Annotated in this window: 13 protein-coding genes; 10 read left to right on the top strand and 3 right to left on the bottom strand. The window is 64.2% G+C overall.

The genetic code is table 11. From position 1 onward, the window contains the following. Positions 1–40: 40 nt before the first annotated feature. The 8 genes from GYA94_RS02800 (at position 41) to GYA94_RS02835 (ending at position 8,644) form a co-directional block, all read left to right on the top strand. Positions 41–481: an NUDIX hydrolase gene (locus tag GYA94_RS02800; protein WP_029887827.1), complete on the top strand. Its 441-nt coding sequence runs from the start codon at positions 41–43 to the stop codon at positions 479–481. A 59-nt stretch (positions 482–540) separates the two neighbouring features. After that, complete coding sequence (gene mnmA, locus GYA94_RS02805; protein ID WP_161891748.1) at positions 541–1,665, top strand: tRNA 2-thiouridine(34) synthase MnmA; 1,125 nt, start codon at positions 541–543, stop codon at positions 1,663–1,665. Further along, a complete protein-coding gene (hflD, locus tag GYA94_RS02810; RefSeq protein WP_029887825.1) occupies positions 1,662–2,282 on the top strand; it encodes a high frequency lysogenization protein HflD in 621 nt (206 codons plus the stop codon). Before mnmA ends, hflD begins: the two co-directional genes overlap by 4 nt. Positions 2,283–2,422: 140 nt before the next feature. Then, entirely contained in the window at positions 2,423–3,793 is a 1,371-nt protein-coding gene (gene purB / locus GYA94_RS02815) for an adenylosuccinate lyase (protein WP_009683124.1), read from the top strand. Positions 3,794–3,873: 80 nt separating this feature from the next. Continuing rightward, complete coding sequence (locus tag GYA94_RS02820; RefSeq protein ID WP_029887823.1) at positions 3,874–5,040, top strand: ribosomal protein uL16 3-hydroxylase; 1,167 nt, start codon at positions 3,874–3,876, stop codon at positions 5,038–5,040. Further along, the gene (locus tag GYA94_RS02825; RefSeq protein WP_009683126.1) at positions 5,033–5,461 is read left to right on the top strand and encodes a GNAT family N-acetyltransferase; all 429 of its coding nucleotides are present in this window, start codon (positions 5,033–5,035) and stop codon (positions 5,459–5,461) included. The genes GYA94_RS02820 and GYA94_RS02825 overlap by 8 nt, the downstream gene beginning before the upstream one ends. 283 nt (positions 5,462–5,744) lie before the next feature. After that, positions 5,745–7,703 carry a DNA topoisomerase III gene (locus GYA94_RS02830; protein ID WP_161891749.1) on the top strand — a complete coding sequence of 653 codons (1,959 nt, stop codon included), beginning with the start codon at positions 5,745–5,747 and terminating at the stop codon, positions 7,701–7,703. Between the two features lie 161 nt (positions 7,704–7,864). Continuing rightward, positions 7,865–8,644, top strand: a complete 780-nt coding sequence (locus tag GYA94_RS02835) for a TSUP family transporter (RefSeq protein WP_110676070.1) — start codon at positions 7,865–7,867, stop codon at positions 8,642–8,644. Here the strand turns inward: GYA94_RS02835 and nudC are convergent. Together nudC and GYA94_RS02845 are read right to left on the bottom strand one after the other, a co-directional pair. After that, entirely contained in the window at positions 8,612–9,442 is an 831-nt protein-coding gene (gene nudC / locus GYA94_RS02840; protein WP_110676072.1) for an NAD(+) diphosphatase, read from the bottom strand. The two genes, GYA94_RS02835 and nudC, sit on opposite strands and share 33 nt — an antisense overlap. Positions 9,443–9,477: 35 nt before the next feature. Next, the gene (locus GYA94_RS02845) at positions 9,478–10,290 is read right to left on the bottom strand and encodes a crotonase/enoyl-CoA hydratase family protein (protein ID WP_161891750.1); all 813 of its coding nucleotides are present in this window, start codon (positions 10,288–10,290) and stop codon (positions 9,478–9,480) included. A 141-nt stretch (positions 10,291–10,431) separates the two neighbouring features. On the opposite strand from GYA94_RS02845, the gene GYA94_RS02850 reads away from it, so the two are divergent. After that, complete coding sequence (locus tag GYA94_RS02850; protein WP_054911522.1) at positions 10,432–10,977, top strand: lipocalin family protein; 546 nt, start codon at positions 10,432–10,434, stop codon at positions 10,975–10,977. 119 nt (positions 10,978–11,096) lie between these two features. Beyond that, positions 11,097–12,056, top strand: a complete 960-nt coding sequence (locus tag GYA94_RS02855) for a ribonuclease Z (RefSeq protein WP_161891751.1) — start codon at positions 11,097–11,099, stop codon at positions 12,054–12,056. 221 nt (positions 12,057–12,277) lie between these two features. On the opposite strand, the gene GYA94_RS02860 is transcribed toward GYA94_RS02855, so the two are convergent. Next, positions 12,278–13,561 carry a Zn-dependent hydrolase gene (locus tag GYA94_RS02860; protein ID WP_029887470.1) on the bottom strand — a complete coding sequence of 428 codons (1,284 nt, stop codon included), beginning with the start codon at positions 13,559–13,561 and terminating at the stop codon, positions 12,278–12,280. Between the last annotated feature and the right edge of the window lie 59 nt (positions 13,562–13,620).

Below are 13,620 nucleotides of genomic sequence, written 5' to 3' on the forward strand. Positions count from 1 at the left end.
CTTGCCACTTGCTACTTGCTACTTAGGGAGAGAATCGACCGTGTCATGGCAACCCCACATCACCGTCGCCACCATCGTCGAGCAGGACGGCAAATTCCTGTTCGTCGAGGAATTCAAAGCCAACCGGCACGTCTTCAACCAGCCCGCCGGGCACCTGGAAGCCAACGAGACCCTGCCCCAGGCCGCCCTGCGCGAAACCCTGGAAGAAACCGCCTGGGAAGTCGAGCTCACCGGCGTGGTCGGCATCTACCTGTACACTGCGCCCAGCAACGGCGTGACCTACCAGCGCATCTGCTTTGCCGCCCGCCCCGTGCGCCACCATGCCGACCTGGCCCTGGACAGCGACATCGTCCGCGCTGTCTGGCTGACCCGCGAAGAGCTGCTGGCCGACCCCACCCGCTGGCGCAGCGAGCTGGTGCCGCGCTGCCTGGACGACTACCTTGCAGGCCCGCTGCACAGCCTTGCGCTGCTGCGCGACTGACGTAGCGCCGCGGCTTTGATAGAATCGGCGTTTTTCCCCCTTGATACACACCGGTACCCATGACCAGCCCAGCACTCAAAGACCCCGCCAAGACCCGCGTCATCGTCGGCATGTCCGGCGGCGTGGACTCTTCCGTCTCCGCCCTTCTGCTCATCGAGCAGGGCTACCAGGTGGAAGGGCTGTTCATGAAGAACTGGGAAGAAGACGACGGCACCGAATACTGCACCGCCCGTGAAGACCTGGCCGACGCCCAGGCCGTGTGCGACCGCATCGGTATCAAGCTGCACACCGCCAACTTCGCCGCCGAGTACTGGGACAACGTGTTCGAGCACTTCCTCGAAGAGTACAAGGCCGGCCGCACGCCCAACCCGGACATCCTCTGCAACCGCGAAATCAAGTTCAAGGCGTTCCTCGACTACGCCCTGTCGCTGGGTGCAGACCTGATTGCCACCGGCCACTATGTACGCCGCCGCGACACCGGCGCCGTTACCGAACTGCTCAAAGGCCTGGACCCGAACAAGGACCAGAGCTATTTCCTGCACGCCGTTGGCGGCAAGGAAATCGCCCGCACGCTGTTCCCGGTGGGCGAACTGGAAAAACCCGAGGTCCGCGCCATTGCCGAAAAACACGGCCTGGCCACCGCCAAGAAAAAGGACTCCACCGGCATCTGCTTCATTGGTGAACGCCGCTTCAGCGACTTCCTCAAGCAGTACCTGCCCGCCCAGCCAGGCAACATCGAAACCACCGAAGGCGAGGTGATCGGCCGCCACCATGGCCTGATGTACCACACCATCGGCCAGCGCCAGGGCCTGGGTATCGGCGGCCTGAAGGACGCCGGTGACGAGCCCTGGTACGTGCTGCACAAAGACCTGACCCGCAATGTGCTGGTGGTTGGCCAGGGCAACGAACACCCATGGTTGTTCTCCCGCGCCCTGCTCGCGTCGGAAATCTTCTGGGTCAACCCGGTGGACCTGAGCAGCCCGCGCCAGCTCACCGCCAAGGTACGCTACCGGCAGAGCGACCAGCGCTGCACCCTGGCGCTGACCGATGGCGGCTACCGCGCCGTGTTCGACGAGCCCCAGCGCGCCGTGACGCCGGGCCAGTCGGTGGTGTTCTATGATGGCGAGGTGTGCCTGGGTGGTGGCGTGATCGAGGCGGCCGAGCCGTGGAGGCCGCGGGCATGAGCACACTGCGCGAGCAATTGATTGCCCTGGGCGGCGTCTTCCAGGCAGCCGTACTGGTTGACCGCATCGCCCGCACCGGCCAGGCCAGCGAGGCCAACATCGGCTGCATGCTGGGCAGCTTGCTGGTACGCGACCCCAAAGACACCCTGGAAGTGTTCGGCGGCGACGACCTGAACCTGCGCGATGGCTATCGCGCGCTGGTCGGCGCCCTGGAGCGCGACCCCAGCAGCCTGCAGCGCGAGCCCCTGCGCTACGCCCTGTCGATGCTGGGCCTGGAGCGCCAGTTGAACAAGCGTGGCGACCTGCTCGACACCATCGGCAACCGCCTGCCACAAATCCAGTCGCAGGCCGATCATTTCGGCCTGGTTCACGAAAATGTCATCGCTTCCAGCGGAGCCTTGTACCAGGACACCCTGAGCACCCTGCGCCAGCGCATCCAGGTACACGGCGACATGCGCTTCCTGCAGCAGGCCAGCAACGCCTCAAAAATCCGCGCCCTGCTGCTCGCCGGCATCCGCGCCGCGCGCCTGTGGCGCCAGCTGGGCGGGCACCGCTGGCAACTGGTGTTCAGCCGGCGCAAACTGCTGAACGAGCTGTACGACATGATGCGAGGGTAAGCTGCAAGCTCTAAGCTACAAGCAGCAAGCAGAAGCAGCACGTCGGCTTTTACTTGCTACTTGCAGCTTGAAGCTCGCCGCCTGCCTTTTTCATGTATCATATGCGCCCTTCCAAAAGCCTGACTGTCCGAGAACACCCCATGCAGCTTTCTTCGCTCACTGCGGTTTCCCCTGTAGACGGCCGTTACGCCGGCAAAACCCAGGCCTTGCGCCCCATCTTCAGCGAATTCGGCCTGATCCGTTTCCGCGCCCTGGTCGAAGTGCGCTGGTTACAGCGCCTGGCCGCCCACCCGCAAATTGGCGAAGTGCCGGCGTTCTCCGCCGAGGCCAACGCCCTGCTGGACACCCTGGCCAGCGATTTCAAGCTTGAGCACGCCGAGCGCGTCAAGGAAATCGAGCGCACCACCAACCACGACGTCAAGGCGATCGAATACCTGCTCAAGGAGCAGGCCGCCCAGTTGCCTGAGTTGGCCAAGGTCAGCGAGTTCATCCACTTCGCCTGCACCAGCGAGGACATCAACAACCTGTCCCACGCCCTGATGCTGCGTGCTGGCCGTGACGACGTGCTGCTGCCGCTGATGCGCCAGATCGCCGAGGCCATTCGTGCCCTGGCCCACGCTCACGCCGACGTGCCGATGCTGTCGCGCACCCACGGCCAGCCGGCTTCGCCGACCACCCTGGGCAAGGAACTGGCCAACGTCGTGTACCGCCTGGAGCGCCAGATCGCCCAGGTTGCCGCCGTACCGCTGCTGGGCAAGATCAACGGCGCCGTGGGCAACTACAACGCCCACCTGTCGGCCTACTCGCAGATCGACTGGGAAGCCAACGCCCGTGCCTTCATCGAAGACGAGCTGGGCCTGCAGTTCAACCCGTACACCACCCAGATCGAACCGCACGACTACATCGCCGAACTGTTTGACGCCATCGCCCGCTTCAACACCATCCTGATCGACTTCGACCGTGACGTATGGGGTTACATTTCGCTGGGCTACTTCAAGCAGAAGACCGTCGCCGGCGAAATCGGCTCTTCGACCATGCCACACAAGGTCAACCCGATCGACTTCGAAAACTCCGAAGGCAACCTGGGTATCGCCAACGCCCTGTTCCAGCACCTGGCCAGCAAACTGCCAATCTCGCGCTGGCAGCGTGACCTGACCGACTCCACCGTGCTGCGCAACCTGGGCGTGGGCTTCGCCCACAGCGTCATTGCCTACGAAGCCAGCCTCAAAGGCATCGGCAAGCTGGAAGTGAACGAAGCCCGCATCGCCGCCGACCTGGACGCCTGCTGGGAAGTGCTGGCCGAACCGATCCAGACCGTGATGCGCCGCTTCAACATCGAAAACCCCTACGAAAAGCTCAAAGAGCTGACCCGTGGCAAGGGCATCACCCCACAAGCGCTGCTGACCTTCATCGACGGCCTGGACATGCCAGCCGAAGCCAAGGCCGAGCTCAAGCTGCTGACCCCTGCTACCTACATCGGTAACGCGGCAGCCCAGGCCAAACGCGTCTAAGCGGACCGCCGCATACAACGCCCGGCCTGGCCGGGCGTTTTTTTCCCGTACGAAAATTACGTTTTTTCAATAGGTTGAACATGAATCCTGATACTCCACTGCAGCTGCTCGGCGGCATCTCGGCCCGCGAATTCATGCGCGACTACTGGCAGAAAAAGCCGCTGCTGGTGCGCCAGGCCTTCCCGGACTTCATCAGCCCGATCGACCCCGACGAGCTGGCTGGCCTGGCCCTGGAGGAAGAAGTCGAGTCGCGTATCGTGCTGGAACATGGCGCCCACCCGTGGGAACTGCGCCGTGGCCCGTTCACCGAAGACACCTTCGCCGAGCTGCCGGAAAAAGACTGGACCCTGCTGGTACAGGCCGTAGACCAGTTCGTTCCGGAAGTCGCCGAGCTGCTGGAGAACTTCCGCTTCCTGCCCAGCTGGCGCATCGATGATGTGATGATCAGCTTCGCTGCCCCTGGTGGCAGCGTTGGCCCGCACTTCGACAACTACGACGTGTTCCTGTTGCAGGGCCACGGCCAGCGCAACTGGAAGGTCGGCCAGATGTGCAGCAGCGACAGTGCGCTGCTGGAGCATGCCGACCTGCGTATCCTGGCCGAGTTCGAGCAAGGCGAAGAATGGACCCTGGAGCCAGGTGACATGCTGTACCTGCCACCACGCCTGGCTCACTACGGTGTTGCCGTGGACGAGTGCCTGACCTACTCGGTTGGCTTCCGTGCCCCTAGCGCCGCCGAAGTACTCACCCACTTCACCGACTTCCTCGGCCAGTTCCTGCCCGACGAAGAACGCTACAGCGACGCCGACGCCCAGCCTGCCAGCGACCCGCATCAGATCCAGCATGACGCCCTCGACCGCCTCAAGGCGCTGCTCGACAAGCACATGAACGACAAGGACCTGCTGCTGACCTGGTTTGGCCAGTTCATGACCGAACCGCGTTACCCCGAACAGATCGTCGGTGAAGAGCTGAGCGAAGAGGAACTGGTCGATGCGCTGGAGCAAGGCGCCATCCTGATCCGCAACCCGAGTGCCCGCCTGGCCTGGTCGGAATTCGAAGACGACCTGCTGCTGTTCGCCAGCGGCCGCAGCTGCCCACTGCCTGGCAAGCTGCGCGAGCTGCTGAAACTGGTGTGCGCGGCCGACGCCCTGCACATCGACAACCTCGGCGAATGGCTGCAGGATGAAGATGGCCTTATGCTGGTACAGCAGCTGGTCAAACAAGGAAGCCTGGGATTCGCCAATGAATAAGATTCGTGTGCGCCTCGCCGACTGGCACAAGGACAACGCCGACATCCGCCGTATCCGTGAAGCGGTGTTCATCGCCGAACAGCACGTGCCGCCTGAGCTGGAATGGGACTCGGAAGATCCGACCGCCGTACACTTTCTGGCCTTGGAAGGGGACTATCCGATCGGCACCGCCCGCCTGCTGCCCGATGGCACCATCGGCCGGGTTTCGGTATTGAAGGACTGGCGCGGGCTGAAGGTGGGTGACGCACTGATGAATGCGGTGATCGTCGAAGCGCAGAACCGTGACCTGAAGCAGCAGATGCTCAGCGCCCAGGTCCACGCCACGCCGTTCTACGAGCGGCTGGGCTTCCGCGTAGTCAGCGAAGAGTTCCTCGAAGCCGGCATCCCGCACGTGGACATGGTGCGCGACTCGCGCCCCTGACTCCCAGTTGTGAGAGCGGCCTTTGTGGGAGCGGCCTAGTGGGAGCGGCCTTGTGTCGCGAAAGGGCCGCAAAGCGGCCCCACGCTTCTACTCCGTGGCTGATATTACTGGGGCTGCTACGCAGCCCTTTCCCCCGTGCGGCGCCCCACCAAGGCCGCTCCCACAGGGATCGTGAAAATTTCAAGCACCAAGAAACCTGTACATCCATCCAGATAAAACTTGCCTCCGCGCCCCTGGTTGCGCATCCTAGTGCTCATCATTCCCCGATGAAGCGTTCCCGGCCATGCGCCTGTTCCTCTGCGAAAAACCCTCCCAGGCAAAAGACATCGCCAAAGTGCTCGGCGCCACCCGCAAGGGCGACGGCTGCTGGCAAGGCACCGACGTCTGCGTAACCTGGTGCATCGGCCACCTGCTGGAAACCGCCCCGCCCGACAGCTACGACGAACGCTACAAGCGCTGGAACCTGGCCGACCTGCCGATCATTCCAGACAAATGGAAAATGCTGGTCAAACCCAAGACCGCCAGCCAGTTCAAGGCGGTCAAGCGCCTGCTTGGCGAAGCGCGCGAGCTGGTAATTGCCACCGACGCCGACCGTGAAGGGGAAATGATCGCCCGTGAGCTGGTCGAGCATTGTCGCTACCGTGGCCCGGTGCAGCGCCTGTGGCTGTCGGCGCTGGACGACGCCTCCATCCGCAAGGCCTTGGCGCGCCTGCTGCCCGGCCACGAAACCTTCAACCTGTACCACTCGGCGCTGGGCCGTTCCCGCGCCGACTGGCTGATCGGTATGAACATGAGCCGGCTGTTCACCCTGCTGGGCCGGCAATCCGGCTACCAGGGCGTGCTGCCCGTGGGCCGGGTGCAAACGCCCACCCTGCGCCTGGTGGTTAACCGCGACCGCAGCATCGCGAACTTCGTGCCGGTGCCGTTCTGGGCTATCGACGTGCAGCTGGAACATGCCGGCCAGGGGTTCAACGCGCAATGGCGGGCGCCGGAAGACGCCTGTGACGACCAGGGGCGCTGCCTGAACCAGGCACTGGCGCAACGAGCGGCTGCCGATATCGGCCAGGCCGCCACCGCAAGGGCCATGAAGGTGGCCACCGAGCGCGTGCGCGAAGCAGCGCCATTGCCCTTTGACCTCGGTACCCTGCAAGAGCTGTGCTCGAAAAAATTCGGCCTCGGCGCCCAGGAAACCCTCGACATCGCCCAGGCGCTGTACGAAACCCACAAGCTGATCACCTACCCGCGCAGCGACTGTGGCTATCTGCCGCAAAGCCAGCACGCCGAGGCAGCAGGCATCCTCGCCGCCCTGCAACGGGCCGATGCCAGCCTGGCGCCCCTGCAGCCCTACCTCGAGCCGCAACGCCGCTCGCGGGCCTGGAACGACGCCAAGGTCAGTGCCCACCACGGCATCATCCCCACTGCCGCTGCCAGCGACCCGGCGCGCCTGCCAGCCAAGTACAAGGCGGTGTACACCCTGATCCGCGCCCGCTACCTGGCGCAGTTCCTGCCCAACCACGAGTTCGACCGCACCCAGGCCGACTTCGACTGCGCGGGCCATGCCCTGCGCGCGGTGGGCAAGCAGATCGTCGAACCGGGCTGGCGCCGCGCGCTACCCGAGGCGCTGACCCCAACCAAAGGCCGTGAGGCACCACCCGCCCAAGTACTGCCAATGCTGCGCGAAGGCCAGGACTGCAACGTGCAGGGCTCGCAGCTGAAAGACCTATGGACCCAGCCGCCCAAGCCGTTTACCGAAGGCGACCTGATCAAGGCGATGAAGAACGTGGCCAAGCTGGTCGACGACCCACGGCTGAAACAGAAGCTCAAGGAAACCACCGGTATCGGCACCGAAGCCACCCGCGCCAGCATCATCCAAGGCCTGCTCGATCGCGGTTATCTGGTGAAGAACGGCAAGGCACTGTCGGCCACGCCAGCAGCGTTCAGCCTGATCAATGCCGTACCGCGCGCCATCGCTGATCCGGGCACCACGGCCATCTGGGAGCAGGCGCTGGACATGGTGCAGAGCGGCGAGATGAGCCTGGAAGAGTTCGTCGCCCGGCAGTCGGCATGGATGGGCAAGCTGGTAGAACGTTGCCAGGGTATGCGCATGACCATCAGCGGGCCTGCAGCCGGGGCGGCACCGCCGTGGAAAAAGAAGCGCCGGGGTGGCGGGAGAAGCAAAGCGGCCGGGGGCAAAGCAGCGGCTGGCAAGCCAAGGCAGCCGCGGAAAAAAGCGGCAACCTGAATGTTTGCAGTGTCAGTACCGGCCCGTTTTGTCCGAGGTTGGTCCCAATCAATCACCTCCCGCACAAGCAGGCTGACACTGACAACCTAAGGGACGAGGGCTTATCATGCCCGTTTATCTGTCCATTTGCCGCACCCCGGCCTTTCAGCTTGAAGCCTCCCATGCCCTTCGAACTCACCGTAGAACCCCTCACCCTGCTGATTCTGGCCCTGGTCGCCTTCGTCGCCGGTTTCATCGATGCCATCGCCGGTGGCGGCGGCCTGCTCACCACCCCGGCGCTGCTCACCGCCGGCATGCCGCCACACCTGGTGCTGGGCACCAACAAGCTCAGCTCCACCTTCGGCTCGGCCACCGCCAGCTTCACCTACTACAAGCGCAAGCTGTTCCACCCGGCGCAGTGGCGGCCGGCGCTGTTGGCCACCCTGGTCGGGGCATTGATCGGCGCCGTAGTGGCCCACTACATGCCAGCCGAATGGCTGAACAAGATGCTGCCGGTCATCGTCTTCGCCTGTGGCGTGTACCTGCTGTTCGGCGGCACGCCCAAGGCACCGCTGGACGTCGATGCCCCGATCAGAAAAAAATGGCAGGCGCCGCAGGGCTTTACCCTGGGTTTCTATGACGGCGTGGCCGGCCCCGGCACCGGGGCGTTCTGGACGGTCAGCACCCTGCTGCTGTACCCCATCGACCTGGTTCGCGCCAGCGGCGTGGCGCGCAGCATGAACTTCGTCAGCAACATCGCGGCGCTGACGGTGTTCATCATTTCCGGGCAGGTCGACTACATCGTCGGCCTGTGCATGGGCTTGTCGGTGATGGTCGGCGCCTTCTTTGGCGCACGCACGGCGATCAGCGGCGGCAGCAAGTTCATCCGCCCGGTGTTCATCACCGTGGTGCTGGCGTTGACCGTGCGCCTAGCGTGGCAGCACTGGTTCGGGCAGGCCTAAGCGGCGAGCGACATAGAGGTCGATCAGGTAGCGCGCAATAGAGCGCCCAGCCGGCAGCGGCGGCAGGTCGTGCACGCTGAACCACTGGGCGTCCTCGATCTCGTCCGGCTGCATGACGATCTCGCCACCCGCGTATTCGGCATGGAAGCCCAGCATCATCGAGTGCGGGAACGGCCAGCACTGGCTGCCGACGTACTGGATGTTCTGCACCTCTACCGCCACTTCTTCACGCACTTCGCGCACCAGGCAGTCCTCGGCCGACTCGCCCGGCTCGGCAAAGCCTGCCAGGGTGCTGTACACCCCCGTGACGAAGCGCGGCGAGCGTGCCAGCAGGATTTCGTCGCCACGGGTCACCAGCACGATCATGCTCGGCGAAATACGCGGGTAGCTGCGCAGGTCGCAAGGCTGGCAGTACATCGCGCGCTCCCAGCGGATTTGTGTCATCGCCTGCCCGCAACTGCCGCAGAAACGGTGCTCGCGAGCCCAGGTGCCGATCTGTGCGGCATAACCCAGAACCATGTAGGTGTCGAAGTCACCCTCCAGCATGAACGCCCGCAGGCCGCGCCAGTTGCAACCGGGCACGTCGCTGGCAGCGCGCAGTTCCAGCAGGAACACAGGCTGGCCGTCGAAGTGGCCAATGCCGTGTTCGCACAGCACATCCAGGCCCTGGCGCTTGAGCCAGTCACGAGGGAACAGCGCGCCGTTGGCGTCGTGCAGAAACCCTTCCGGGCTGCGCGCCACGGCCAGCCCGCCGGTGATCTGAGGGTCGAGTACTGCGGTAGTCCAGCGTGCTGACATCTCGGGTTTCCTTTACTGCGCGTGCGCCGGCCCGATCAGTCGGCGAACGTCGGTTTCTGTTTGCTCATGTGCGCGGCCACAGCCACGCGCAGGTCTTCGGACTGCAGCATCGCGGCGTTCCACGTGGCGATGTAGTCCAGGCCATCGTCGATGCGGTGGTCGCGCATGTAGCTGAGCATTTCCTTGGTGCCCGCCACCGCGATCGGCGATTTTGCAGCAATCTGGCGGGCGATGGCAAAAACCCCGTCCAGCAGCGCGGCGTGGTCATCATAGACCCGGTTCACCAGGCCGATGCGCAGCGCCTCGTCCGCCGCGACATTGCGCCCGGTGAACGCCAGCTCACGCATCATGCCGTCGCCGATGATACGTGGCAAACGTTGCAGCGTGCCGACATCGGCGGCCATGCCCATGTCGATTTCCTTGATCGAGAATTGCGCGTCACTGCTGCAGTAACGCATGTCACAGGCCGAGATCAGGTCGATGGCGCCACCGATGCAATAGCCCTGCACCGCGGCCAGTACCGGTTTGCGGCAGCTGTCCACGGCGGTGAACGAGGCTTGCAGGCGCTGTATGGTCTTGCGCAGGAAGCGCGCATTGCGGCCCACGTCCTTGGCCATCTCCCCGGCCAGCGAGGCCAGCATCATCAGGTCGATACCGGCCGAGAAGTGCTTGCCGGCACCACTGATGACCACCGCACGCACGGCGTCGGTGTCGTCGATCCACTGGAAGATATCAACGATCTCTTCCCAGAAGGCCGCGTTCATCGCGTTGACCTTCTCCGGGCGGTTGATCTGAACGTGGGCGATGCTATCGGTCAGCTCGACCTTGAATGCGGTGTATTCGGTCACGAACGGAACTCCTAGGGTTGGATGGTTCACCATCGTGGATGGTAACCCAGCTGGAGCAGACAATGGGTTGCGCATACAACTTTTGCCCCGCCGCGGGATCGAACCCCAGGTAAGCACTCATCCGTTTCAAGGAGATCAACCATGGCGCTACGCACCACGCTGCTGCTTTCCTGCATGACCCTTGCCTTGCTCGGCTGCGCCGGCAACGACCACCCTGCACCGCCGCGCACCCAGCAGGTGGACCTGCAACGCTACCAGGGCACCTGGTACGAACTGGCGCGGCTGCCGATGTTCTTCCAGCGTAATTGCGTACAGTCCGAGGCTCATTATGGGCTACGCGCCGATGGCCGTATCGACGTGACCAACCGCTGCAAGGAAAAGGACGGTGAGGTGAACGAAGCCAAAGGCATCGCTGAAGCCCAGCAGCCGGGCAGGACTGACAAATTGTGGGTACGCTTCGACAACTGGTTCAGCCGCCTGGCCCCTGGCCTGACCAAGGGTGAGTACTGGGTGCTGTACCACGACAAGGATTACCGCGTGGCACTGGTCGGCCACCCCAACCGTGAGTACCTGTGGCTGCTGTCGCGCACCCCTGCGGTCACCGACCAGCAGCGCGAACAGTTGCTGAACATTGCCCGCGAGCAAGGCTACGACACCAGCAAGCTGGTCTGGCGGCAGGCTGACTAGCGGGCAATCGACGGCCTGCGGCAATCCGGCTAAGGTGTGCGGCGTTGTTCGTCTCGAAGGAACGAGGCCCTGCGTATTGCGCGATTTTGCGCGACTGGACTGGCACAAGGAGCCGCAACATGGATCTGCTGTTTCTCGGTACCTCCGCCGGGGTGCCGACCAAAGCCCGCAATGTCAGCGCCACCGCCGTAGTCGAAGCCAGTGGTAGTCACTGGTACCTGGTCGACTGCGGCGAGGGCACACAGCACCAACTGTTGCACACGCCGCTGTCGGTTCGCGACCTGCAGGCGGTCTTCATTACCCACGTTCATGGTGACCATTGTTTTGGCCTGCCCGGGCTGCTCGCCAGTGCCGGCATGAGTGGCCGTAACCAACCGCTGGATATTGTCTTGCCTGCCGCGCTGCATGGCTGGCTACGCCAAGGCCTGGCCGCCAGTGATACCTTCCTGCCGTTCGAGCTGCGCCTGCTGGCCGTGGAAGATTGGCAGGGCTGGCGCAACCAGACCCTGCAGGTTGCAGCGGTGCGCTTGTCGCACCGGGTGCCGAGCGTAGGTTTCGTGTTTACCGAACTCAACCCTGAACCCCGCCTGGACACCCTGCGCCTGGAGGCTGAGGGCATACCGCGTGGCCCGATGTGGGGCGAGCTGGCCAAGGGGCGTACCGTGCAATTCGGCGAGCAGCTGCTGCATGGCAATGAATACCTGCGTGGCTCGCGCCCGCCCCGGCGGATTATCGTGTGTGGTGACAATGACAACCCGCAATTGCTCGCCGACGCCGCCCGTGGCGCCGATGTGCTGGTGCATGAGGCAACCTTCACGCAGGCGGTGGTGGAGCGGACCGGGGTCACCTTTGGGCACAGCACTGCGGCGGCAGTGGCGCGCTTTGCCGAGGCGGCAGGCGTGCGCAACCTGGTGCTGACGCACTTCAGTGCCCGCTATCAGAGCGACCCAAGGCGCAGCCCGAGCATCAACGACGTGCGTGATGAGGCACTGGCCCACTACCGCGGCCGGCTGGTGCTGGCGCAGGACCTGCAGCGCTATCACATCGGCCGTGACGGCTACCTGGAACCAGCCCTGTAGGAGATAACACAGCACTACGGGCTGCGCTGTCGCGCAGAGAACTGAATTCGTAAGCGCGACGCGGCCTGTGTGGGAGCGGGCGCGCCCGCGAAGAATCCAGCGCGGTGGCTGGCACCGGCTACGCCGGTGTTCGCGGGTGAACCCGCTCCTACAAACGGACGGTGTGGCTCCGCCGATCTATGGCCAAACACGACCAGTGAAGGAGCGGACCTTACGCCTGATCAAGCTGCCAGGCGGCCGCTGGCAATCGCCTGCGAAGCAGCCAGCATCGCCCGCAACAACACCGCGCAACCCGCCGCCAGGTCATCGGGTGCGGCGTTTTCGATTTCGTTGTGGCTGATGCCGTTCTCGCACGGTACGAAAATCATCCCCGCCGGCCCCAGCTCGGCAAGGAAGATCGCGTCATGCCCTGCCCCGCTGACGATGTCCATGTGCGGCAACCCCAGGGCCTTGGCCGAATCGCGCACGGCATCGACACAGCCCTTGTCAAAGTACAATGCCGGGAAGTCCGCCGTGGGCACCAGTTCGTGGCTCAGGCCATGCTTGGCGCAGGTCGCCTCGATGACCCCTCGTACCTCGGCGATCATCGCATCCAGTTGCTCGCCCTCAAGGTGACGGAAGTCCAGGGTCATGCGCACTTCGCCCGGGATTACGTTGCGTGAGCCCGGGTAGGCCTGCAAGCAACCCACCGTGCCGCAGGCATGCGGCTGGTGGCCGAGGGCTGTGCGGTTGACCGCTTCGACCACCGCGGCGGCACCCACCAGGGCATCCTTGCGCAGGTGCATGGGGGTGGGGCCGGCATGGGCTTCGACGCCGCGCAGGGTCAGGTCGAACCACTTCTGGCCAAGGGCACCGAGGACCACCCCAATGGTCTTGGCCTGGTCCTCGAGTATCGGCCCTTGCTCGATATGCGCTTCGAAATATGCCCCCACCGGGTGCCCCAGCACCGCACGTGGGCCGGCGTAGCCAATGGCGTTCAACGCCTCGCCCACACTGGTGCCCTGAGCATCGCGCTTGGCCAGGGTTTCTTCCAGGGTGAACTTGCCGGCGAACACACCCGACCCCATCATGCAGGGGGCAAAGCGCGAACCTTCTTCGTTGGTCCACACCACCACCTCCAGCGGTGCTTCGGTTTCCACGCCCAGGTCGTTGAGGGTACGGAGCACTTCCAGCCCGGCCATCACGCCGAAACAGCCGTCGAACTTGCCGCCAGTGGGCTGGGTATCGATATGGCTGCCGGTCATCACCGGTGGCAGCTTGGGGTTACGCCCAGGGCGACGGGCGAAGATATTGCCCACGGCATCGACGCTGACCGTGCAACCGGCCGCCTCGCACCACTGCACGAACAAGTCGCGGGCCTGGCGGTCGAGGTCGGTCAGGGCCAGGCGGCAGACACCCCCCTTGGGCGTGGCGCCGAGGCGGGCCAGGTCCATCAGCGATTGCCAGAGGCGGGCACTGTCGATGTGGTGGGCGGTGGTCTTGAGGATGTCTTGGAAAGGGGTCACGGGTTTCTCCTTCAGGCTTTTTTGTTGTCTGTTCGGGCCTCTTCGCGGGCATGCCCGCT

Origin of the sequence: Pseudomonas juntendi, from assembly GCF_009932375.1 — a bacterium.
GTDB classification, from domain to species: Bacteria; Pseudomonadota; Gammaproteobacteria; order Pseudomonadales; family Pseudomonadaceae; genus Aquipseudomonas; species Aquipseudomonas juntendi.